The 23,310-nt window shown below is 42.1% G+C and carries 17 protein-coding genes; 12 read left to right on the forward strand and 5 right to left on the reverse strand.

All coding sequences use genetic code 11. The annotated features are described in order from the left end of the window. Positions 1-155 precede the first annotated feature (155 nt). The 8 genes from IGJ01_RS01110 (at position 156) to IGJ01_RS01145 (ending at position 11,386) form a co-directional block, all read left to right on the forward strand. On the forward strand, positions 156-650 hold the full coding sequence (locus IGJ01_RS01110; RefSeq protein WP_429946947.1) for a GNAT family N-acetyltransferase: 495 nt from the start codon (positions 156-158) through the stop codon (positions 648-650). Positions 651-1,033: 383 nt separating this feature from the next. Continuing rightward, positions 1,034-1,849, forward strand: coding sequence for a PRD domain-containing protein (locus IGJ01_RS01115; protein ID WP_223347153.1), 816 nt, complete (start codon positions 1,034-1,036; stop codon positions 1,847-1,849). A gap of 88 nt (positions 1,850-1,937) precedes the next feature. Beyond that, positions 1,938-3,794, forward strand: coding sequence for a beta-glucoside-specific PTS transporter subunit IIABC (locus IGJ01_RS01120; RefSeq protein WP_430601309.1), 1,857 nt, complete (start codon positions 1,938-1,940; stop codon positions 3,792-3,794). Between the two features lie 19 nt (positions 3,795-3,813). Then, positions 3,814-5,271, forward strand: a complete 1,458-nt coding sequence (locus tag IGJ01_RS01125) for a glycoside hydrolase family 1 protein (protein ID WP_086332890.1) — start codon at positions 3,814-3,816, stop codon at positions 5,269-5,271. 445 nt (positions 5,272-5,716) lie between these two features. Next, the gene (locus tag IGJ01_RS01130; RefSeq protein WP_086332891.1) at positions 5,717-7,483 is read left to right on the forward strand and encodes a DUF2264 domain-containing protein; all 1,767 of its coding nucleotides are present in this window, start codon (positions 5,717-5,719) and stop codon (positions 7,481-7,483) included. Further along, on the forward strand, positions 7,458-8,285 hold the full coding sequence (locus IGJ01_RS01135) for a DUF7402 domain-containing protein (RefSeq protein WP_430601310.1): 828 nt from the start codon (positions 7,458-7,460) through the stop codon (positions 8,283-8,285). The genes IGJ01_RS01130 and IGJ01_RS01135 overlap by 26 nt, the downstream gene beginning before the upstream one ends. Before the next feature lie 148 nt (positions 8,286-8,433). Further along, on the forward strand, positions 8,434-9,597 hold the full coding sequence (locus IGJ01_RS01140) for a glycoside hydrolase family 88 protein (protein WP_430601311.1): 1,164 nt from the start codon (positions 8,434-8,436) through the stop codon (positions 9,595-9,597). 13 nt (positions 9,598-9,610) lie between these two features. After that, positions 9,611-11,386 (forward strand): glycoside hydrolase family 35 protein, encoded by a 1,776-nt coding sequence (locus IGJ01_RS01145; RefSeq protein ID WP_430601312.1) that lies wholly within the window; start codon positions 9,611-9,613, stop codon positions 11,384-11,386. A gap of 24 nt (positions 11,387-11,410) precedes the next feature. Here the strand turns inward: IGJ01_RS01145 and IGJ01_RS01150 are convergent, their stop codons facing one another. Beyond that, positions 11,411-12,118 (reverse strand): GntR family transcriptional regulator, encoded by a 708-nt coding sequence (locus tag IGJ01_RS01150; protein WP_008376433.1) that lies wholly within the window; start codon positions 12,116-12,118, stop codon positions 11,411-11,413. A gap of 190 nt (positions 12,119-12,308) precedes the next feature. Here IGJ01_RS01150 and IGJ01_RS01155 point away from each other — a divergent pair, with 190 nt between their 5' ends. The 4 genes from IGJ01_RS01155 to IGJ01_RS01170 all read left to right on the forward strand — a co-directional run bounded on the left by IGJ01_RS01155 (position 12,309) and on the right by IGJ01_RS01170 (position 18,215). Next, positions 12,309-13,271 carry a PTS mannose/fructose/sorbose transporter subunit IIAB gene (locus IGJ01_RS01155; RefSeq protein WP_430601313.1) on the forward strand — a complete coding sequence of 321 codons (963 nt, stop codon included), beginning with the start codon at positions 12,309-12,311 and terminating at the stop codon, positions 13,269-13,271. A gap of 140 nt (positions 13,272-13,411) precedes the next feature. Beyond that, positions 13,412-14,200 (forward strand): PTS mannose/fructose/sorbose/N-acetylgalactosamine transporter subunit IIC, encoded by a 789-nt coding sequence (locus tag IGJ01_RS01160; RefSeq protein ID WP_005226797.1) that lies wholly within the window; start codon positions 13,412-13,414, stop codon positions 14,198-14,200. Next, on the forward strand, positions 14,184-14,993 hold the full coding sequence (locus tag IGJ01_RS01165; protein WP_005226799.1) for a PTS system mannose/fructose/sorbose family transporter subunit IID: 810 nt from the start codon (positions 14,184-14,186) through the stop codon (positions 14,991-14,993). The genes IGJ01_RS01160 and IGJ01_RS01165 overlap by 17 nt, the downstream gene beginning before the upstream one ends. Before the next feature lie 204 nt (positions 14,994-15,197). Then, positions 15,198-18,215, forward strand: a complete 3,018-nt coding sequence (locus IGJ01_RS01170) for a polysaccharide lyase 8 family protein (protein ID WP_430601314.1) — start codon at positions 15,198-15,200, stop codon at positions 18,213-18,215. Between the two features lie 323 nt (positions 18,216-18,538). On the opposite strand, the gene IGJ01_RS01175 is transcribed toward IGJ01_RS01170, so the two are convergent. The 4 genes from IGJ01_RS01175 to coaA form a co-directional block, all read right to left on the reverse strand. Next, positions 18,539-19,381: a matrixin family metalloprotease gene (locus IGJ01_RS01175; protein ID WP_233499076.1), complete on the reverse strand. Its 843-nt coding sequence runs from the start codon at positions 19,379-19,381 to the stop codon at positions 18,539-18,541. A gap of 132 nt (positions 19,382-19,513) precedes the next feature. Then, positions 19,514-20,389, reverse strand: coding sequence for a glycosyltransferase (locus IGJ01_RS01180; RefSeq protein ID WP_016619592.1), 876 nt, complete (start codon positions 20,387-20,389; stop codon positions 19,514-19,516). A gap of 335 nt (positions 20,390-20,724) precedes the next feature. Beyond that, complete coding sequence (guaA, locus tag IGJ01_RS01185) at positions 20,725-22,290, reverse strand: glutamine-hydrolyzing GMP synthase (protein ID WP_016619593.1); 1,566 nt, start codon at positions 22,288-22,290, stop codon at positions 20,725-20,727. An 80-nt stretch (positions 22,291-22,370) separates the two neighbouring features. Continuing rightward, entirely contained in the window at positions 22,371-23,294 is a 924-nt protein-coding gene (coaA, locus tag IGJ01_RS01190) for a type I pantothenate kinase (RefSeq protein ID WP_005226828.1), read from the reverse strand. Between the last annotated feature and the right edge of the window lie 16 nt (positions 23,295-23,310).

A 23,310-nucleotide genomic window follows, 5' to 3' on the forward strand; every position in this document is an offset into this window, starting at 1 on the left:
TATCATCGTAGGAATGAAACGTAAATAGGAAGAGGTTTCGAGAGTAATTTACGAGGGGACTTGAATAGGATAAACTAGCAGTAAGAGCCATCAAATCCACCTGCTTCACTTTTGGTCGAAATAAGGTTCAATAAACCTACAATAAAGGAGCATTCATGAACGAGTATACGTTTCATTCCGTCACGTCAGAAAACCAACAAGCTGCCTATAGTATTTATCAGAAAAACCAGGCCTATTTTGCTTTAACGAAAGAGACACCTTCCATCGAACAACTCATGCGGGACATGACTGTTCTACCGCCATCTGTGGCTCAAGAGCAAAAGGTATTTTCTATTATTTATTATGATCAAAAACCTATTGCTATCATGGATTATCTTGTTGATTATCCGCAAGAGGGCACTGCGTATATTGGCTTGCTGCTGGTTGGCGAAAGACGTCAGGGGCACGGGCAAGCTCTTTATCATCAAGTAGAACAAGACTGGCGCATAAAGGGGATTTCTCTCGTATCTCTCGCTGTTATTGAAGAAAATACAGCCGGTAGATCTTTCTGGGAGAGTCAAGGATTTAAAGAAACACGAAAAGCCGTGACAACAGTCAATGATCAGAAGGTAAGTGTGGTCTGCTTTGAGAAAAAGATCAGAAATTCTTAAACAACAGGTGAAGCAAGAATGAAATAACAAATCATTCGGTTATGAAAATTTAAAAAACCTCCTTATTAAATTAGATTTTCTGGAAAACAATCCTAAATAAATGAGTAAACATTACGAAAAAGTAGCTATAAAAAATCGTTGGTTTTTATAACTAATACTGCGACTTGGTGCCCTTATCGATTTGTATAGTCATCGATTTTAAGAAAAATGTAAGGGTTGACATTTTCTTTTGTAGATAGTACGATGTTGTCAAAGATGCAGGAGTGTTACTGATAAACAAGTCAGGCACCACCAAGTCCAAAAGCAAAGTTATTCTTCGCGTAACAGCGCAGGAAGCTTCGTTTTAGGTTTGGTGTTTTTTTGTCTTTAAGGAGGTGGAAATGATGACTATAGTAAAAACACTGAATAACAATATTGTTTTGGTACGAGATGATCAAGGGACTGAGAAAGTTTTATTTGGGACAGGAATTGGGTTTAAAAAGAAACGTGGAGACATGGTTGATGAAGCATTGATCAGTAAAATTTTTACTCCCAATGAAGAGGAGAAGCATAGCCATAAGATAGAGAATTATACGCCGGAAGTATTAAGTATTGCAGCAAAAATTATTGATCTTGGGGAAGCAGAATTAAATCAAAAGTTTGGTACCGGATTGTTGTTTTCTTTAGCAGACCATTTAACTTTTTCGTTGAACAATTCGGTAGAAAATGAAAATCCCATCAAATGGGAGATTCCTCATCTATATTACAAAGAATATCAAATCGGTAAGCAAGCGTTGGCACTTATTCAACAAGAGTTAGCTGTGCAATTATTGCCAGAGGAAGCAGCATTTATTGCGCTTCATTTTGTGAATGGACAGATTGATCAGTCGAATATGGCAGATACATTGCAAATAACAGAAGTGATCAAAAAAATTGTTAAAATCGTCCAAATCCTTTATGGAACAGTCTTAGATAAAACAACAGCAGATTATTCACGATTTATTACTCATATTCGTTATTTCATTATGCGCCAAAAAAACAAAAAAACGTCGTTGAAGATGGACGAGCAAATACGTGAACTGATTCAGGAACGATATATGAAAAGTTATGCCTGTGGTCTGCTCATTAAAGATATGCTAGATAGAGAGTACCATTGGAAAATCTCTGAGGATGAATTGGTATATTTAGTCATTCATATTGAACGAATTACAACTAAATAAAGATAAGGTGTGTTATCTAGAAAAGAGCATAAGCCTAAGTGGAAGTTTTTTTCACTTGGGCTTTTTCTTTAGTAAAGGAGGAGCAACAATGGAAAATAAAGAATTAGCGAAAAAAATCATTGCCTTAGTTGGTGGAAAAAGTAACATATCCCAAAGCTGGCATTGCATTACCCGTTTACGATTTAATTTGATAGATGATTCGAAAGTAGAAAAGAATGAGATCAATGAATTAGCAGGAGTGATCGGCAGTCAATTTAGTGGGGGGCAATATCAAGTGATCATTGGTGCCAAGGTGGCTGAAGTCTACAAAGAAGTTGCCGATCAATTAGGGGAAGAGGTTACTATGGAAGGGTCTTCGAATAAGAAAATGAACTTCTTAGATAAAATTTTCGATGTGATTAGTGGAATCTTCACGCCACTGATGCCTGCAATCATCGGGTCAGGTTTGATCAAAGGTCTCATGGCATTATTCGTTGTAGTTGGGTGGCTTTCACCAGAGAGCTCTGCCTATGAAGTATTGAATATCTTCTCAGATGCGGTATTTTACTTCTTGCCTTTCTTTGTTGCTATCACAGCAGCTAGAAAATTTCAGACGAAAGAGTCTCTGGCTGCTGCGTTAGCAGCGATCCTCATGTATCCCACGCTGATCAATGGTGCGGCAGAAGGAGGAAGTGCATTATCGTTATTTGGTCTAGCCATTCCATTAAATAACTATTCTTCTACGGTATTACCGATTATTTTAGGTGTACTTCTTATGAGCTATATCAATAAATGGATGGATCGAGTAGTTCCTAAAACAGTTAACATCGTTTTTAGTCCAATGTTGACCTTACTAGTCACGGCACCGATTCTCTTAGCGATCGTTGCACCACTAGGAAATTTTTTAGGTAAATATTTAGAAGAAATCTTTACCACGTTGTTCACCGTTGCAGGTCCTTTAGCGGGCTTGTTGATGGGAGGACTGATGCCGCTGATCGTCATAACAGGTATGCATTATGCTTTCTTTCCTGGAACATTTGCTAGTCTTCAAAAATTAGGCTACGATATTATGCTTTTGCCGATGAATTTGGTTGCGAATAGTGCACAGGCTGGAGCTGTTTTAGGGGTAGCTTTGAAGGCGAAAAAAGCGACCACGAAATCTTTGGCATTTTCTACTCTGATTCCTGCAATTTTCGGAATTACTGAACCAGCTATCTATGGCGTAACGTTGCGCTTGAAGAAACCTTTCTATGCCTCATTGGCAGGAGGCGCTGTAGGAGGAACGATTTTTGGCTTTTTTGCAGTCCAAGTGACCGCATTTTCTATTCCTGGTATTACTGCTTTACCAACATACATTATTCAGGATTCGAATAATTTTATTTATGCGCTGATCGGTTATATCGCTAGTTTTGTCGTTTCGTTTGTTCTAACAATGTTTTTGGGATTTGAAGAAGAAGCATCAGAAAAAGCATCAGAAAAAACGACCAATATAGCAGTTGAAACCAAATATCCAATTGAAGTTTATTCTCCTATGGAAGGCGAGGTCAGAGATTTAGCGACCGTTGCAGATGAGACATTTTCAACAGGGCTAATGGGAAAAGGGGTAGCAATTTTTCCAGAAGAAGGCGTAGTCTACGCACCATTTTCCGGGAAAATCACGATGATGACTCCGACGAAGCATGCGGTAGGAATACGTTCAGAAGAAGGTGTCGATCTTTTGATCCATGTTGGGATCGATACTGTCAAGCTGCAAGGCGAATCTTTTGATTATCTTGTTGCAGCAGACGAAACAGTCGAAAAAGGACAACCCATCATTAGGTTTGACTTAGAAAAAATAGCTAGAAGTGGGTATGATCTAACAACAATGATCATTGTGACCAATAGCTCAGAATTTTTAGACGTGATCATTACTGGAGATAGGCATGTGGAGTCAACGACATCGCGCTTGATGATGTGCATTCAATAATAGAAAAGGAGAGAAAATAATGAAAAAATTTACAGGATTTAAAGATGATTTTTTATGGGGAGGAGCTACCGCTGCTAACCAAATCGAAGGTGCTTATTTAGAAGGCGGAAAAGGATTATCAACTTCAGATTTTGCCGCATACAAAGACCCTTATGCTTCTGGAAAAGTAAATAATTTTACTTTTAACGTCACTTCAAAAGAGTTAGCTGAGTATGCGATGCATCCTGAATGTTATCTTTTCCCAAAACGTTGGGGCATTGATTTTTACCATCGGTACAAAGAAGATATTGCTTTATTTGCAGAAATGGGATTTAAATGTTTTCGCTTATCAGTTTCATGGGCGAGGATTTTCCCCACGGGACTTGAAGATGAGCCGAATGAAGTAGGTCTAGCTTTTTATGATGCTGTTTTCGATGAGTGTGAGAAATATGGCATTGAGCCTTTGGTAACGATGTCACATTATGAAATGCCGATCGAACTGACGAAGAAGTACAACGGATGGATCAGTCGTGAGCTAGTTCCCTTGTTTGAGAAGTATGCCCGGGTTATTCTTGAACGCTATAAAAATAAGGTGAAGTATTGGATCACGTTCAATGAAATGAATATGAATCTTAATAGCTTATATACAGGGGCGGGGATCTTAGAAGATTTAGTGGATGATTCATTGCAAGCGGCATATCAAGCGTCTCACCATCAATTCTTGGCAAGCGCATTGGCTGTAAAAGCTGCGAAAGAAATTATTCCTGATGTAGAGATTGGGTGTATGATCAATCAAATAGAAGCATATGCACATACAACAAAGCCAGAAGATCAACTGCAAGCGGTGAAATCCAACCAGTTGAATATGTTTTATCCTGATGTTCAAGCACGGGGGTATTATCCTAGCTATATTTATAGCTACTTTTCAGAGAATGACTTGTCCATCGATATCCGACCAGAAGATGCGGATATCCTTCAAGAGGGGACAGTGGACTTTGTGGCCATTAGTTATTATATGTCTCATGTTGCGGAGGCTAGAGAAGATGCTTCTAAATTAGCAGGTACTTTTGATAGCCCAATTAAAAATGAATATTTAGAGCTCTCTCAATGGGACTGGCCAATTGATCCAATTGGGTTAAGAATATCATTGATTAAATTATATGATCGTTTCCAAAAACCTTTATTTGTTTGTGAAAATGGGTTAGGAGCGAAAGATGAGTTAGTCAATGGGGAAGTTCACGATGCGTATCGAATCGATTATTTAAAAAAACACATTGAACAAATGCGCGAAGCCGTTAAAGACGGTGTTGATCTCATGGGATACACGCCATGGGGCTGCATTGATTTAATCAGTTGCGGAACTTCTCAAATGTCAAAACGCTACGGCTTTATCTATGTGGATCAAGATGACCAAGGACAAGGAAGTTTGGCTCGTTATCGGAAAGACTCGTTTTATTGGTACAAGAAAGTGATTGCTTCTAATGGAGATAAATTATAAAAAAGGCTGTGAATGAGCAGGGGAGCAAAAAGATAGAAACAGAAAAACTCAGACAATCGTTGCAAGTAGGAGTGTGCCTCATGCTTGGCTTTTTAAAAGCATAAGACCCAAAGCGCGCGACAGCAGTTTCAACTGCTGTCGCGTATTTGTATTTCAATGGTGTTTGTATGTGTTGATTAGTAAATGAGTTTAAAACTTTTCTATGATTTTTTTAATAAATATTCCTATTGATTATCATATTTTCTTAATATTAAATCAGTTAACTTTCGCCATTTCTCCAATCACTTTCCCATAGCTTCAATTCCTCTTTTTTTGTTAACAGGTTAAGTCAAAAATCCCTCAAAATCTTTTCTCATTTTTCAGCAGTATTGCCAGTAGAAAATCGCTTGATAAAAAAGTCGTGGCTTGCTATTCTGTTCTGTAAATTGACAGAAGGAGATGGCGTATGAAGCAAATGGCAATCAAAGAGAATCCGTTTTTGACGCGTCTGGATTATCAGCGGGCAGTGGAAGACATGATCGCTCCTTTGCGAGAAGCGATCTTGGCAGATGACTATCCAGGATTGAATCTAGGTAGCAGTGGGGCCGTGTATGACCGAACACGGGCTGAGATGGAAGCGCTTGTGCGTCCTTTGTGGGGGCTGGCGCCTTATTGGAGGATTTGCTCAGATGATCCGTTACGAGTAGCTTATGTGGAAAAAGTGATCGCGGGGACAGATCCTGAACACGCATTTTACTGGGGAAGGATCACGGATTATGATCAATACATCGTGGAAGCAGCCGCATTGTCATTGACTCTTTTATTGCAAAAGGATGCTTTTTGGACAGCGTTGCCGCAGAAGAACCAGCGAAAGCTAGTGGCTTGGCTATCCCAAGCACTTGAGTGCAAGATTCCTAAGAACAACTGGACATTCTTCAAAGTGTTGATTCGCGTTGCCCTGTTTCACTGTGGGGAACCGTTGGCAAAAGAAGCATTGTCCCAAGAGTTGGCATTGATCGATTCCATGTACATTGGCGATGGTTGGTACGTAGATGGGAAAACGACGCAGCGAGATTACTATATTCCTTTTGCGTTTCATTATTATGGCTTGATTTACGCTACATTTATGCAAGACGAAGACCCAGAATGGGCACAGCGTTTTAAAGAACGAGCCACCCGATTTGCCCAAGATTTCATCTATTATTTTGATGAAGACGGCGAAGCCTTGCCCTATGGCCGCAGCCTGACTTATCGGTTTGCGCAAGGGGCGTTTTTCTCGGCGCTGGTTTTCGCAGATGTCGAAGCGATCCCATGGGGACAGGTGCGAGGACTACTGGCGAAACACTTGCGCAATTGGATGGCGCAGGAGATTTTCACTTTCGATGGTCGCTTGTCCATCGGATACCACTATGAAAATCAAGTGATGGCAGAAGGGTACAATGCACCAGGCTCGCCTTACTGGGGGCTTAAGACCTTTTTGCTTTTAGCGGTCGCAGAAACGCATCCTTTTTGGCGGGCTGAACCTGAGCCAATCAAGAGAGAGCCGCAAAAACGGATTGAAAAAGGCAATATGTTGCTGGTGCACAATGAAAAAAACCATCATTTGTTGGGGTATCCTGCAGGTTTGATGCTTGAACAGCAAGCGCATGCTCAAGCAAAATACAGCAAATTCGTCTATTCGAGCAAATTTGGCTTCAGTGTGCCGAAAGCCGGCGTCACGTATGCCGAAGGCGCCTTCGATAGTACATTAGCTATTGCTCGAGATGGCAGCTATTTTCGCACGAAGGGCGCAGTCATGGATTATCGAGTGACGGAAAAAGGCATCTTTATCCAATGGGCTCCCTTTGGGGAGGTAGTGATTGAAACTGAGATTTATCCATTTGGTCAGTGGCATGTGCGCGTGCACGAGTTGACGACGACGATTTCGTTGGACCTTCGTGAGGGCGGATTTAGTGTACCGCTGACTGGACGGTTGCCTCAGGCCCAAACAGGACCGACCTGGAGTCGAGTCAGTGAAGAGGGCTTTTGTTCTCAAATCATCAACATCGAAGGCTATCAACAAGCCAGTATTGTTCAGCCAGAAGCCAATACCTCCGTCTTTTTTCCAAGAACCAGTTTTCCATACTTAGCACAACATATTCCGCCAGGGAAGCACCGTTTGATTTGTTTAGTCGGTGGTATCGTAGAAAAAGAAAGGATCGATCCAAATGATTACGCTAGCAATAAAAAATAAGCAGGACCAGGTGATCGTCGGTCGCATCGACCATGAAAAAGAACCCGCGCCATTTCAAGTTTCTGATGATGATTTGGCCGTATTAGCCATTAAAAACTATCCCTATGAGGAAGGAGATAAGATCGTTATTGAGGTGACGGGGGAAAATCCGTATTATGTCCTTCAGCTTGATGAAACCTTAGCACCATCACTGATCTATCTTTCCCAATCCACTTGGGAGTATCAGATTCCTTGGACGGAGTCCGCTCGAAAGTCCTCGGTGGAAACGGCCTTTACCTCGCAGCGCCATCACCTGATGGTGCGCAAAGCCCATGCGTTTGAGATCACGAATTATCAAAATTTATCCTTCAATGCCCATGATCAAAAGTCAGCGACAGGGGCGTATCCTCATGCTTCAGCGAATGTGGAAACGCGAGATGATTCCGTCTTTTTTGCCAAGAATGCGATTGATGGAAAATATGGCAACCGATCCCACGGTTCGTATCCGTTTGCTTCTTGGGGCATCAATCAGCAAGCCGATGCTGCGTTGACCATTGAGTTTGGTCGTCCCGTCTTGATTGATCGGGTTCGCTTCCTATTGCGGGCAGATTATCCCCATGATAGCTACTGGACCAAAGGGACCTTGGTCTTTGCTGATGGAGAAGAGCTGGTGGTGGAAACGACAAATACGGCGTCTTTTCAAGAAGTTCGTTTTCCGAAAAAAGAAACGACTAAGCTGACCTATAAAAAGCTGCAAAAAGCAGAGGATGATTCCCCCTTCCCAGCTCTTTCACAAATCGAAGTATTTGGTTGGAACTGTTAAAAAAAGAGGACAAGAGCATGACAGGTCTGCATTTGTGTGCAGTTGTCATGCTCTTTTTTAGGAATCAAGGAAGGAAGGTCGCTTTTTTTGTGCGTTTACGTTATAATGATTTCAGTTAATATGTTAACAAGTTAAGGAGAGTGTAAACATGCGTCTGCAAGAGAACAAACAACGCTTGATCCTGTTAGGAGAAAAAGTGACCGATGTGTGGTTAGCGGATAAAATCACCGCGTGCATCCAACAGATCGAAAAAAATAGTCAGCGCTTTGGCACACAGTTTCCTTCAGCCTGTGCCACCAATGGCAAATATCGGCTGAAAGGCAACGATGATTGGACCAATGGCTTTTGGACCGGGATGTTGTGGCTCGCCTATGAGTGGACCAAGGAAAAGAACTTTCTTGATCGAGCTATGGCAAATATCGACAGTTTTCAAACGCGTTTAGACGACCATTTTGTATTAGATCATCATGATATTGGTTTTTTATATAGCTTATCTGCCGGTGCGGGCTACAAGATCACTGGCGATGAACACTGCAAGCAAGAAGTCATTCAAGCAGCAGATGTTTTGCTGGCACGGTTTCAAGAAAAGGGGGAATTTATTCAAGCTTGGGGCACTTATGGCGACCCACAAGAATACCGCTTGATTATTGATTCGTTACTAAACTTGCCGCTTTTATTTGCAGCAACTCAATTGTCGGGAGAGCCTCGCTACGCAGAGGCTGCGAGTAAGCATTATCAGACAGTCCGAAAGACCGTCATTAAGAATGACGCCACCACCTTTCATACGTATTATTTCGATCCTGAGACGGGGCAGCCAAGTCACGGTGCGACGCATCAAGGAAACAGCGACCAATCGATTTGGGCACGAGGGCAGAGCTGGGCGATTTTAGGGCTTCCTTTGAATGAAAGCTACCTGCATAGTCAGCCTTTTCCAGAAAATTATCCGCAGATCGTGGAGGTGTTTTTGGCTCATTTGCCAGCAGATTTGGTGCCGTATTGGGACTTTGATTTTAACGACCAACATCCTGCTGAAAAAGACAGCTCTGCTTTAGCGATTGCGGCTTGTGGCTTGTTGGAAGCAGAGAAAATGGGGGCATATCCCGATGCCCAAAAAATCGCTAAAGGAATGCTTTACCAATTAGGCGAGCAGTATGCAGCGAGCCAAGTGCCAGAAAATGAAGGCTTATTGCTGCATGGTGTGTATGCTCATGCGGAAGGCAAAGGCATCGATGAGCCCAATCTTTGGGGTGATTATTTCTATTTAGAAGGATTGATCCGATTGGCATTGCCTGATTGGCAAAGATACTGGTAAAGGGGAAGACGACATGCGAACGTTTGAGATAAAAGAAGATTTTTTGTTAGATGGAAAACCAATCAAATTGATCAGCGGAGCGATCCACTATTTCCGCATGACACCGGTGCAATGGACAGATAGCCTCTACAATCTAAAAGCACTGGGAGCCAACACAGTTGAGACCTACATTCCTTGGAATCTCCACGAACCTCGTGAAGGAGTCTACGACTTTGAGGGGATGAAAGACATCTGTGCTTTTGTAAAGCAAGCCCAAACGCTTGGCTTGATGGTCATTTTGCGACCTTCCGTCTACATTTGTGCTGAATGGGAATTTGGTGGGTTGCCAGCTTGGCTGTTAAATGAACCGATGCGGTTGCGCTCAACCGACCCACGCTTCATGGCAAAGGTGCGCAACTATTTCCAGGTCTTGTTGCCAAAGCTTGTGCCGTTGCAGATCACCCATGGGGGACCAGTGATCATGATGCAGGTGGAAAATGAGTACGGCTCTTATGGAATGGAAAAAGCGTATTTGCGCCAGACCAAGGAGTTGATGGAAGAATACGGCATCGATGTACCCTTGTTTACCTCAGATGGGGCATGGGAAGAAGTCTTGGACGCTGGGACATTGATTGAAGACGACGTCTTTGTCACAGGCAATTTCGGCAGTCGTTCCAAGGAAAATGCGGCTGTGATGAAAGATTTCATGACAAAACATGGCAAAAATTGGCCCATCATGTGTATGGAATACTGGGATGGCTGGTTCAACCGCTGGGGGGAGCCAATCATCAAGCGAGACGGTCAAGACTTAGCCAATGAAGTCAAAGAGATGTTAGCAGTCGGCTCCTTGAATCTTTACATGTTCCATGGAGGGACGAATTTTGGCTTTTACAATGGCTGTTCCGCTCGGGGAGCGCTGGATCTACCACAAGTGTCCAGCTATGATTACGATGCGTTACTGACAGAAGCAGGAGAACCTACCGACAAATACTATCATGTACAAAAAGCCATAAAAGAAGCCTGTCCCGAAGTGTGGCAAGCCAAACCACGGACCAAGCAATTAGAGGCATTAGGAACCTTTCCCATCGAAAACAGTGTCTCATTATTGGCTATCAAAGATCAACTGATGGCACCGCAAGAAAACATGTATCCACTAACAATGGAAACTGTCAGCACAGGCTACGGCTATTTGCTCTATTCGGTTCAGTTAAAAAACTATCATCGAGAAAACAAATTAAAAGTGGTAGAAGCTAGCGATCGGTTGCATATTTTTACCGACGGCCAATTACAGGCGATCCAATACCAAGAAACGCTAGGTGAGGAGCTGTTGATCCAAGGGACACCAGATAAAGAAACCATCGAGCTAGATGTCTTAGTAGAAAACTTAGGGCGCGTGAACTACGGGTTTAAATTGAATGGGCCTACACAAGCCAAAGGCATCCGTGGGGGCATCATGCAAGATATTCATTTCCATCAAGGCTATCGTCATTACCCATTGACGCTTTCCGCAGAGCAGCTACAAGCCATCGATTATCAAGCAGGAAAAAATCCGACACACCCCTCCTTTTATCAAACGACCTTCAGTCTGACAGTGGTAGGAGATACGTTTATCGATTGCCGTGGGTATGGGAAAGGCGTCGTTATCGTCAATGGCATCAATCTTGGTCGCTATTGGCAACGTGGCCCCGTGCATTCCTTATACTGTCCGAAAGAATTTTTGAAAAAAGGCAGCAACGAAGTCGTGGTATTTGAAACCGATGGCGTTGAGATCAAGGAACTCGTTTTCTGTGATCAACCTGTCGTAGAATAAAAAAATAGAAGTAGAGACCCAAATTTACGCGGGCTCTACTTCTATTTTTGTTTTGAAATATTTCCAGTGCTTGTAGCTGACGATGTATTCAGCGACACTTCCATCTGCTAAATAGGAGTGCTTGACTTGTTTGACCGCAGGCTCTCGGAAGCTCAGTTGCAATAAGTTCAACAATTCAGCGTCATCAGGAAATACGATTTCGTTGGTTTCAACAGAAGCCAATGAGAAAAGGTCGATCGCAAAGTCTTTTCGGACCCGCTCATAAACACTAGCATATTGGTTGAGGTTTTTGGCGATCGGTTCTTTCATCAGCTTCTTCGGCAAATGAGTGATGTGAACCAAGAAAGGAACGTCGCCAAAATAGCGGACTCGTTTGATTCGGTAGTAGGAAGCACTGGCAGCCAATCCTAATTCTTTCAAAATCTCTGGGGCATTTCCTTCTTCCACCGCAAGGACCTTGACCTTTTCTTGGTCCAGTGAATGCAGCTCAATGTCGGAAAACTTCACACTCTGAGATACTTTTGCTTTTGAAACAAAGGTCCCTTTGCCTTGGATGCGATACAGATAGCCAGCACTCGTCAATTCATTCAACGCTTTGACTGCCGTGATCGAACTAACAGAATACATCCGCTTGATATCTGCCTCTGAATAAAACTTATCACCGGGAATGAATTTATGGTCTTTGATTTCTTGTAAAAGATCTTGCTTGATCTGCTCATACTTTGGCAACACAGTGGTTTCCCTCCATTCCATATGAATACATCAAGCATAACATGTTAAATCCTTTCCTGCCACTTAATTAGTGTAGAAAATTCGTTGTTTTCCAGTCTATACAGGTCTGAAAAATAAAATTCAATATGTTAAGATATTAGGTTTACGAATGGCTTGCCATGTGGTATAGTATGCTTACAAGGAACATAACATGTTAAGTAGGGCGACCTGCGGAGTAGGAGGGAAATTAGTGGAAAACATTGTATTGATCAGTCATGGCGGCATGGCAGAAGGGGTCAAAAGTAGTCTCGAGATGATCGTAGGCCAGCAAGCAAACGTTCACACCGTTTCATTACGACCAGATAGTGACAATCTGCAATTTGAGAAAGAATTGAACGAGAAAATGAAAGCCCTTAACGGTTCAACATTGATTATTGCGGATTTATTAGGAGGAACCCCGTGCAACGTTGCAGTCAAGAATTATTTAGAGGATGACGAAGTGGCGATCTTCGCTGGAATGACATTGTCCGTAGTGATCGAGGCAGTCGTCAATCAACGAGCGACGATCAAAGAGCTGCTTTGCTTAGCCAAAGAAAACATCGTTGATGTCAAAGCAGGGATGAACCAAGCAGAACAAGAGATGTTAGAAGAAAAGCAAGAGGAATTAGGGGATTACAGTGCGTATGCTGGGCAAGAAAATATCGTCAATAGTCGAATCGATGAGCGCTTGATCCATGGACAAGTCGCCGGTATCTGGTCCACCAGTTTAAACACGCAACGGATCATCGTAGCCAATGATGAAGCCGCCGTAGACCCATTACAAAAATCTTCTTTACGAATGGCAGCGCCAACTTCGATGCGACTTTCGGTCCTTCCGGTGGCAACGGCAGCCAAAAATATTCGCGCCGGTCGTTATGGAAAACAACGGTTGTTTTTGCTTTTCAAAAATCCCCAAGATGTTTTGCGTTATATTGAAGCAGATGGACCGATCAAAGCGATCAACGTCGGCAACATGAGCTACAAAGAAGGCGCACGGGAAGTGACCAAAAGCATTCAAGTACTGCCAGAAGAAGAGCCGATCTTTGAAGCGATCGCCGCAAAAGGCATCACCGTCACGGCACAGCTTGTACCCAATGAACCATCGATCGACTTTATGAAGAAATTACGAGGATAAACCAGGTAGGGATTGAATCGAGGAGAATGTGTAGCGGAAGATTTGTCAAAAAACGAGTGTTTTTCACGATTTATCTGAGGCGACATAACGATCGATAACTAGCCAGTTAAGACTCGTTCATACAATTAGGAGGAAAATTCATGCATTTAGCAGCGTATCAAATCATTCTTATTACTGTTTATGCTTTTATTGCTATTAATGATTCACTTATTTCCAATACGTTGACCCAACCAGCGATCGCCGGAATGATTTCTGGAATGATCATGGGGGACTTAAAGACCGGTTTGATGGTCGGTGGGACCTTACAGTTGATGCGTTTGGGGATCGCCGCATTTGGTGGTGCATCCGTCCCGGATTATTTTACCGGCGCAGTACTGGGAACAGCGTTTGCCGTGATCTCAGGAAACGGCGCGGAATATGGCATCGGCTTAGCAGTTCCAGTGTCCTTGCTGATGCTGCAACTGGATGTCGTAGCTCGTTTTTGTAACGTATTTCTACTACACCGGATCGATAGAGCCATCGACAACATGCAAGTCAAACGAATCCCACGGTTAGTTTTATCGGGTTCTTTCTTGTGGGGATTGTCACGGGCGATTCCGATTTTATTGATGCTTTTAGCTGGAGATGCAGTCGTTACGACGATTACCGATAACACGCCAGAATGGCTGATGACCGGACTAAAAACCGCTGGTGGCGTCTTGCCAGTCGTCGGGGTAGCGATCTTATTGCGCTACTTGCCAACAAAGCACTACATTCCTTATTTGTTATTAGGCTTCTTTTTAGCTGCGTATCTGCAAGTACCAATGCTCGGCGTTTCCATCATCGGACTTGTAGCAGCAATGTTAGTCTTTAAACGTGATAGCGAAAAAGGCACGGTTGCAACGGCAGCTGCCGGAGATTTTGAAGGAGGATATGATGGCGATGAGTGATCAAAAACTGACAAAAAAAGAGTTGAATACCATTAGCTGGCGCTATATTTTGGCAAGCCAATTAAACTGGAACTATGAGCGAATGATGAGTTCGGGCTACCTTTACGGCATCCTACCCGTCTTGAAAAAATTCTATGGCCATGATGAAACCCAGCTGCAAGATATGCTGCGGACCCACAATCAATTTTTCAATACCAATGCGATCTTTGGGAACTTGATCATGGGGATCGATGTCGCTATCGAAGAACAAGACGGACACAAAGCCAAAGAAACGATCATCGCCTTGAAAACGGCCTTGATGGGTTCCTTAGCCGGTGTCGGTGACTCCTTGTTCCACGTGATTTGGGGTACGATCTTTGGCTCTGTTGCTGGCACATTGGCGCAAAATGGTTCCGTCGTTGGTTGTGTCATCTGGATCATCGCCAACATCGCGTTACTTTTCGGTCGGGCAGCGTTGCTACCTCTAGGTTACAAACAAGGGGTCAAATTAGTGACGACCTTGAAAGACAAATTATCGGCCTTCACCAATGCCGCAACCGTTTTAGGGGTTACAGTGATTGGTGCCTTGATTCCCTCTGTGGTCAAAGCAACTGTTCCTTTTGTCTATAAAAAAGATGGCGTCGAATTGGTGATCCAAGACACGTTGGATGCCATCTTGCCATCCCTTGTACCTATCTTGCTCGTCTTGCTGACCTACTGGATGCTAGGCCAAAAGAAACTAAATTCTACTCGAGTAATTTGGATCATCTTGATCTTATCGATCGTTTTGAGTGCGTTTGGTATTTTGGGTTAAGAAAGAATCATGGTGTAAAAGGAAATGGGCAGCTGCTGTGATTGTTTTGTAAATCGTATAAGTAGTTAGGGTAGTCAACCTGTTTTCTTTTTTAGAATAGTTGAACTAAATGGAAAAGAGTGCGGAAATGAATTTCTTCACTCTTTTCCTATTCCACGAAATGATAGCGCTATCTTTTGCGCGGGGAAATAGGAGGAGTAAAGGATGGAAAAAGGGAAAAAATATCTGTTGATCATGGGGTGTTTCTTGTTGCTGTATTCGGTAGTTGGCGCCTCTCGTCTTTCTGGAAATGCCGAGGAACAAATACCCGAATTGCCGGAAGCAGAATCGATCTATCACTCGGATTTTTCTAACCAGAAAGGGTCTTGGCAAGATTTAGTCGGGAAAGCCGAAGTAGCACAAAATGCTACTGGTTTAATGATCAGTAATACGAAGCAAGGCACCAATCTGGAATCAGTAACGCTCAACAAAGATGCTCCCAAGCGGTCTTCAGGGGATTTTGAAACTACTTTCTTATATGAAGACCAAGCGAACATTGGGGTGGTCTTTCGCGCAGATGAACAAAAGACAGATCAGTGGCAATCGTTTGCTTATAATCGTGATGGGCAGTGGCAACTTGGTCAACCAGGTGGAAAATGGCTGACAGCTATTTCTGGACCTACTTTGATTGCGGGACAAAAATATAAACTCTTGCTTCAGTATGAGGGCTCGAGTTTTCGTGCCTTTTTAAATGATCAGCTATTTTATGAGAATCAAAAGGTAAACTATCCCAATGGTACGGCAATTGATGGGGACTGGACCGGGTATGTGGGTATCCGTTTGTTTGGCAATTTATCTAAGCTGAAGGTATTATCGATGCGCAGCGGTCCTATCGGCAGCTTGCCCGTGGAAGATCATACAGCAGAATTTATGAAGCTGCAAGAAAAATGGCAAAATCAACTGGTTTCCGATCACTATGATCCAAATAATCCGACTATGGCTGATTACGTGCAGATGGTCACCTCAGAAGCTGAGGCGTTGTATCAAACCATAAATAAAGCATCTGATCGAACGAGCCTATGGCCCCTCGAACAAGGGAATACTGCTTCAGCGGATGTAACGACTCAATTTACAAAATTACAGAAAATGGCTTTAGCCTATGGCACGAAAGGTAGTTCTTTGTATCAAGATGATGCAGTGGCGACGACGATTATTGATGGGATAGATTTCATGGTCACTCGAAAAGGGTATGATGGGAAAAAGTACCATGGAAACTGGTGGGATTGGCAAATCGGTGTCCCGCAAAAACTGATCAGTACTTTAATGATTTTAGGCGCTGAGTTACCGTCCGAGAAATTACAGCAATACACTGCCATTATCAGCAGTTATGTACCAGATCCCTTCAAGCAATTGTATACGAAGACACAAGGCAGTTTTACTGAGCTTGCTTTTATTCCAAATTTTGTGACTTCTGGTGCTAATCGTACAGATCTCGCGCTTACTGTATTAGGCTTGGGCATTTTGCAAAGGGACGCTGGGAAAATCACCCAAGCTTCAGCAAGTATCGAAGAAGTATTTCAGTTAGTCACAAAAGGCGATGGTTTTTATAAAGATGGTTCCTTTATTCAGCATAATACGATCCCTTATACTGGTTCTTATGGAAATGTACTGATCAAGGGTGTGGGACAAATTCTAGCTATCACGCAAGGATCAAGTTTTGAGATGGACGCTGATCTCGTACAAACGTTTGTTAAAAATGTTGATCAAGCATTCTTGCCGTTGATCTATCAAGGAGAAATGCTGCCGTTGGTCAATGGTCGTTCGATTTCAAGAGCTCCAGCCAAAACCAAAGCCGGCTATGGCTCATCAACAGTCTATAATTTGTTGATCGTATCCCAATTCGCACCAACCCAATACCAGCAAAAATTCCGTGAAGCTGCCAAGTATTGGCTCAAAGAAAATCCAGACTATTATTTGACGAATGCAAGAAACTTCAATGATTTACAAATGACAATGAATCTCTTGGCAGACCCATCGATTACAGGGGATGCATTACCTTTTACGGGAACAAAACTGTACGCTTCAATGGATCGCTTTGTTCAACGAACAACTGATTATATGGTGGGTTTAGGACTATATTCCAGTCGCATTTCTTCCTTTGAAGCTGGCAACAAGGAAAACAAGCGTGGGTGGCATACAGCAGACGGGATGCTCTACCTCTATAATGATGATCAAGTTCAATTCAATTCTAGCTATTGGCCGACCGTCGATCCATATCGCTTGCCAGGAACAACCGTGGACACCATACAATTAGCGGATGAAAATTCAGCTTTTACAACGGTAACGTCTCCAGAAAAGTGGGTAGGCGGTGTGGCTTATGATGGTGCAGCTGCGGTGGGAATGGCATTAAACAAAACGGGTACAAAAAATAACGGGAATGTTTTACCTATGAACGTGCGGGCAAAAAAATCGTGGTTTATCATTGATGGGCAGATTGTCGCTTTAGGTGCGGGAATCACTGGTGATACGACAGCTTCTATTGAGACGGTCGTGGATAATCGCTTACTAAACGATGCGTATACTTATCAAATCCTTTCTGATCAAGGAAGTATTGATCAAACAAATGAAACAAGCAGCAAGCAGTGGTTGTTGTTAGACTCCGATCATTCCCAGGCCAATATCGGTTACTATTTTCCAGAAGAAACGACAGTAAACGTGGTAAGTGAAACACGAACAGGTAGCTATACAGAAATCAATGAGGCCTTTCCAAGTAATGCGGTTTATACCGGAGAATATCGAAAATTCTTGATCAATCATGGCAAAAATCCCATGGAGGATCATTATGCGTATGTCATGTTGCCAGGTATCAATGAAACAGAACTGACTGCCTATGCCCAAGAAGAACCGCTGGAGATTTTAGCCAATACCTCGGAAGTTCAAGCAGTAAAACTTGATCAAACTGACTATTTAGGTATCAATTTTTGGCAGAATGATGGAGGTAGTGTCGCCGATATTACTACTAACAAACCTCTTTCATTGATTAGAACAAGTAGAGAAGGCAAAACCATCTATGCCTTTTCTGATCCAACTCAAACAACGACGACCATGACCTTAAAATTGCCAAAAGACTACCAAAAAATCGTCTCTCAAAGTGATGGAATCAGCTATGATGCTTCGACGGATCTATTTACGGTAAACTTTGCGGAGCAAGATGGTGGAAATAAAGTGATTGTAGTCGAGTAAGGTGTTTCAATGCTATCTGTCTCATCATCAGCTAGGGATCAATCTCTAGCTGTTTTTTGTCAGCTAGAAAATGAAACGATGAAAGGCTAAACATAGATTTTTTCGTTGACTATTAATTCCTTTAACTACTTTTCAAGGGCCGAGGTTTTGTCAAAAAAATCCTCAAAGAAAATGCTGAAAACTTGCGCATTAGCATGAAACGTTTGCTAATTTTCTTCTTACTTAAAAGGCGTATGTTTGCCACTAAAGAATGTATCTAAGATTGCAAGCACACTTTTCCAAGATTGCAGTGGCAACTTTTCAAGTAAGAATTGGTAGCGAATTTATCCGAAGGCGCGGCGATTAACAATATACTCTTCTCCATCAATTTCAAAAAGATAATAGTGTTGACCATAAATAGAAACAATATCTTCAGTAACTGAAACAGTTCTATTCATAAGATTATTACTAGAAATTGTTCCTACATACGGATCTCTTGGGGACAGAGACAGTTTATACAAATTATAGTTACCTGTTATTTCAACTGTTTGATCGATGAAAGTAACGCCAGAAATTTTTCCAGCAGGAGAATCTAAAAAGATTGAGGCAATTTGATTAGAACGATGATTATTCAAATAATAGATTTTATCCCTATTATTAAGGATATTTAGTATCGCATATTTGTTGAATAATGGGACAGCAGGAAGTATCCCCTTAGAAATTGAGTCCGCCGTTTTTTGCGCTGCATCCAGCATCTCTTGATTGTTGCTAACCTGGGCATCATATAAATCAGCCATCACTGATCCATTGTCATGTTGGAGACCTAAAGTATGCCCCATTTCATGTCGGATAGTTGAAACCAGCTGTACGTAGCCGGAGGTTCCTTTTCCAGATGATGCGTCATTTAAAGCAGCTTTATTCAAAAATATTCTGTTCGTACTATTCCCCCAACCAAATCCGGAGTACCCCATATCTGCATAGGAATCGCCATCCGTTGATTGCAAAACTAAATCAACTTGGTTATCTGCTGCATTTACACTTGATTTTTCGACAATTACCGATCTCCCAATCGACTGATTCCATGATTGCGCAGCTTCATTGACAGCCTCTTGGTAGGCTTCTCCTAGTGAGTTTGAGTCGTAAATGATGGTACCGTATTCGTTAACACAAGTAGCTGTACCATACAATATTCCAGGATAGTAATAATCAACAATAGGCGTCTTCGCTATGTCGGCTGACTTTGCATCTACAGAAATTGTTCCTATAGAGTAAATTAATGCAATTAAAAATAACGAACGAATTCTTGAAAAAATTTTTTTTCATTGTTTTCCACTCCTTAAACTTGTTGACTTGATTTCATACAGATAATTCCAAAAATCTTTTTCCCATTTATCTTGTATGGAAAGATGCTCCCAGGGCATCGAATTTTTTTCAAATTCAACGAAATGTCGAATCTTTATATTTTTTCTAGCTTTTTCAATTTTCAAAAATTTGAGTGGATTCACATTTTTTGCCCAATCAAATAACCAATGATCATCTTTCTGGTAATTGTATTCATAAGGCAACAACTCAACACTTCTCTCACAAAGAATGTTTAAAATGGTTTGATCTAAATACAAGTATTCATTCTTATTTATCATACGTACTATGGCTTCTGGTCGTATCTGTTCATTGAACACAACTACATTAAATAAAATAACTCCAGAATTGAAGTAATTCTTCATAGTTTTTACGCCAAAATATTTAAAGCTGTCCTCTGTATCACTTATAACTGAGAAGTAGAAGTCTCTAACTGCAGCAATTGATTTTTGATCAGGGATCAAATCAAAGAAATTGGATACGTCATCGTATACAATAGTGTCATTATCTAAATAGAGAATGTAATCATAATTGCTAAAATATGAAGGTAGAAATAATCTCCACAGAGTGACTTCAGGAAAACGCGAATTACTATAATTCTTTATTTCGTTTATTATTTTAGGTGGATACCAAATAGTAATAATTACATTTTTTTCTCCATATAATCTAGAAATACTTTTCAATTTCAGTATTTCTTCGTTCCCTAGTTCATTTACAACTACTAATATATCTAAAGGTTCATTCCCTTCATAAGTATTTACTATTGACGCAATGGATACTGCAGCTAATTGAATATGTGACCCCGTAACACAATAAACGACAGCTTTCTTCTTCATAGTTCAGGTCCACCCTTTTTAGTGTTTTTTATTTTTTAATAAAAACCTTCTATAGAAACTTAGGCAATAAAAGCATTTAAGCTTATTTTATCGTATCTGATTTCCAATATGAGCGTTAGTCCCACTATTGGGATTAACATAGTTAACGAGAATCAACAATTTCTTATCGTATTTTCCCAAAAGGGTTGTCAGATTAAGCCTAAATCAAAAATCCCGTCAGAGAAATCTGACGGGATTTTGGTGGTGAACCTAGGTAAAACAGGTCATTGTTATCCATTCCAAGTGAGCTAAAAAACTGTTAAATCAATATTTCGCAACCAAGTGAGGTTGCTACTTTATTCCCACTCCACAGTAGCAGGTGGTTTACTCGTAATATCATACACGATCCGATTAACGTGTGCGACTTCGTTGACGATGCGGACGCTGATTTTTTGTAGGACTTCCCAAGGGATGCGGGCAAAGTCAGCGGTCATGCCGTCGATCGAAGTGACTGCACGGATGCCGACGGTATAATCGTAGGTCCGGCCATCGCCCATGACACCGACGGAGCGGATGCCTGGTAAGACGGTGAAGTATTGCCAAATGTCGCGGTCTAAGCCGGCATTTGCGATTTCTTCCCGCAAGATTGCGTCCGAGTCGCGGACGATCGTTAGTTTTTCTTCTGTCAATTCGCCAAGGACACGAATACCTAGACCTGGTCCAGGGAATGGTTGGCGCCATACGATGCTGTCTGGCATGCCAAGTTGAGTCCCTAATTCACGGACTTCGTCTTTGAACAAGGTGTTCAATGGTTCGATCAATTTGAATTGCATGTCTTCAGGTAAACCACCCACATTGTGGTGTGATTTGATGGTTTGAGCAGTTTCGGTTCCTGATTCGATGACGTCGGTATAAAGGGTTCCTTGGGCAAGGAAAGAAACGCCTTCTTCGCCAGCTAGTTTCGTTGCTTCATCATCGAAGACATACACGAATTCATTCCCGATGATCTTGCGTTTTTCTTCAGGATCAGAAACCCCAGCAAGTTTTGATAGGAAACGTTCTTTGGCATCAACTTTGATGATGTTCAAGCCGAATTTGCCACCTAAGCTTTCCATTACTTGCTCGGCTTCGCCTTTACGCAAGAGGCCGTGGTCAACAAAAATACAAGTCAGTTGATCGCCAATCGCTTTTTGTAAAAGAACACCAACGACAGAAGAATCGACCCCGCCGGAAAGACCAAGCAAGACTTTTTTGTCGCCCACTTGTTCGCGGATTTTTGCGATTTCCATATCGATGAAGTTGTCCATTGTCCAATCACCTGTACATTGACAAACGTCAATGGCAAAGTGACGCAGTAAGTCGTTGCCGTATTCTGAATGGCGAACTTCTGCGTGGAATTGGATACCGTACATTTTGCGTTCTGCATCTTGGATAGAAGCAATCGGGCAATCTTTGCTCGTCGCCACAACATCAAAGCCTGCAGGTGCTTGAGTGACCAAGTCCCCGTGGCTCATCCACACGGTTTGGGTTGCGGGCGTGTTTTGGAAAAGGGCCGCTGCATCAGAAGTGACTTCCAATTCTGCTTTGCCGTATTCACGGTTTTTGGCAGGTTCAACTTTTCCGCCTAATTTATAAGTAATCAACTGCATGCCGTAACAGATCCCTAAAACTGGGATGCCTAAATCAAAAATTTTCTCGTCGATGCCGAAAGAGTTCTCGTCGTAGACGCTGTTTGGTCCGCCAGATAAGATGATCCCTTTTGGATTCATCGCTTTTACTTCTTCAGCGGTAATGCGGTGGCTCAATAATTCTGAGAAAACACCGAACTCACGAATACGGCGTGTAATCAGCTGGTTATACTGACTACCGTAATCAAGTACGATAATTTTTTCGACGTTTGGCAAAGTGTCAACGTTTGTCACAATAAATTACCTCAATTCTTTTAGTTTTTATTGAAAAAAGGCTGGGCCTTTTCAACAGCATAATTATAAAAATGAAGCGGTCAATACTTACGCAAGAACACTTCATCGATCAAATGGTGCTTTGTTTTATGAAGAATTATATCGGCTCTGCTGCGTGTAGGCAAGATATACTCGTGTAAATTCTTTAAATTCACATTTTTCCATACTTCTTTTGCCATTTTAATCGCTTCCTTGCGATCCCCGATCGCATATTGGTAATAATAATTGCTGGGATCTTGAAAGGCAGTGTCTAGTAATGATTCAAATCGTTCCAAATACCATTTTTCGATCAGTGCCGGTTGGGCATCCACGAAAATTGAAAAATCAAAAAAGTCACTGATATAGATTTGTTGGTTGGCAGGCAATTGCAGGGTATTGATGCCTTCCACAATCAAGATATCTGGTTGACTGATCGTTTCATACGTATCAGGAATAATATTGTAGACTTCATGGGAGTAGACGGGGATCTGAATGTCTGGTTCTCCTGATTTGACCGCATTCAAAAAGTTGATCAAGGCTTCCATATCATAACTTTCTGGAAATCCTTTGCGATTCAAGCTGCCGCGTTCCTCCAAGACTTCGTTCGGGTACAAAAAGCCGTCAGTGGTGATCAGTTGGACGGTTCTACGGGGAAACAAACGGGCCAACAAATTTTGGACGAGTCGTGCGGTGGTGCTTTTGCCGACGGCGACACTTCCAGCGATGCCGATGATAAAAGGCGGCATTTTAACATAGCGGTGTAAAAAGAGTCCCTTGCTGAGGGTCAATGATTCAAACTCTTTCATATAAAGATGGATCAGATGGCATAAAGGCACGTAAACATCTTCCACATCTTGGACCGAGATCCGGTCGTTCAAACTTTTGATATTATCCAATTCTTCTTGAGTGAAAGGCATCATGCCGTTCGTATAAAACCCTTGCCATTGCTCACGAGGAATTTGATAAAAATTCATGGTTTCTTGCATAGTAGGCTCCTTTTTT

The organism is Enterococcus sp. AZ089, assembly GCF_050547225.1.
GTDB classification, from domain to species: Bacteria; Bacillota; Bacilli; order Lactobacillales; family Enterococcaceae; genus Enterococcus_D; species Enterococcus_D entomosocium.

Coding starts and splice junctions, on each gene's coding strand:
- IGJ01_RS01110 (WP_429946947.1), top strand. CDS start 156: ATGAACGAGTATACGTTTCATTCCGTCACGTCAGAAAACCAACAAGCT.
- IGJ01_RS01115 (WP_223347153.1), top strand. CDS start 1,034: ATGACTATAGTAAAAACACTGAATAACAATATTGTTTTGGTACGAGAT.
- IGJ01_RS01120 (WP_430601309.1), top strand. CDS start 1,938: ATGGAAAATAAAGAATTAGCGAAAAAAATCATTGCCTTAGTTGGTGGA.
- IGJ01_RS01125 (WP_086332890.1), top strand. CDS start 3,814: ATGAAAAAATTTACAGGATTTAAAGATGATTTTTTATGGGGAGGAGCT.
- IGJ01_RS01130 (WP_086332891.1), top strand. CDS start 5,717: ATGAAGCAAATGGCAATCAAAGAGAATCCGTTTTTGACGCGTCTGGAT.
- IGJ01_RS01135 (WP_430601310.1), top strand. CDS start 7,458: ATGATTACGCTAGCAATAAAAAATAAGCAGGACCAGGTGATCGTCGGT.
- IGJ01_RS01140 (WP_430601311.1), top strand. CDS start 8,434: ATGCGTCTGCAAGAGAACAAACAACGCTTGATCCTGTTAGGAGAAAAA.
- IGJ01_RS01145 (WP_430601312.1), top strand. CDS start 9,611: ATGCGAACGTTTGAGATAAAAGAAGATTTTTTGTTAGATGGAAAACCA.
- IGJ01_RS01155 (WP_430601313.1), top strand. CDS start 12,309: ATGTTAAGTAGGGCGACCTGCGGAGTAGGAGGGAAATTAGTGGAAAAC.
- IGJ01_RS01160 (WP_005226797.1), top strand. CDS start 13,412: ATGCATTTAGCAGCGTATCAAATCATTCTTATTACTGTTTATGCTTTT.
- IGJ01_RS01165 (WP_005226799.1), top strand. CDS start 14,184: ATGATGGCGATGAGTGATCAAAAACTGACAAAAAAAGAGTTGAATACC.
- IGJ01_RS01170 (WP_430601314.1), top strand. CDS start 15,198: ATGGAAAAAGGGAAAAAATATCTGTTGATCATGGGGTGTTTCTTGTTG.
- IGJ01_RS01180 (WP_016619592.1), bottom strand. CDS start 20,389: ATGAAGAAGAAAGCTGTCGTTTATTGTGTTACGGGGTCACATATTCAA.
- coaA (WP_005226828.1), bottom strand. CDS start 23,294: ATGCAAGAAACCATGAATTTTTATCAAATTCCTCGTGAGCAATGGCAA.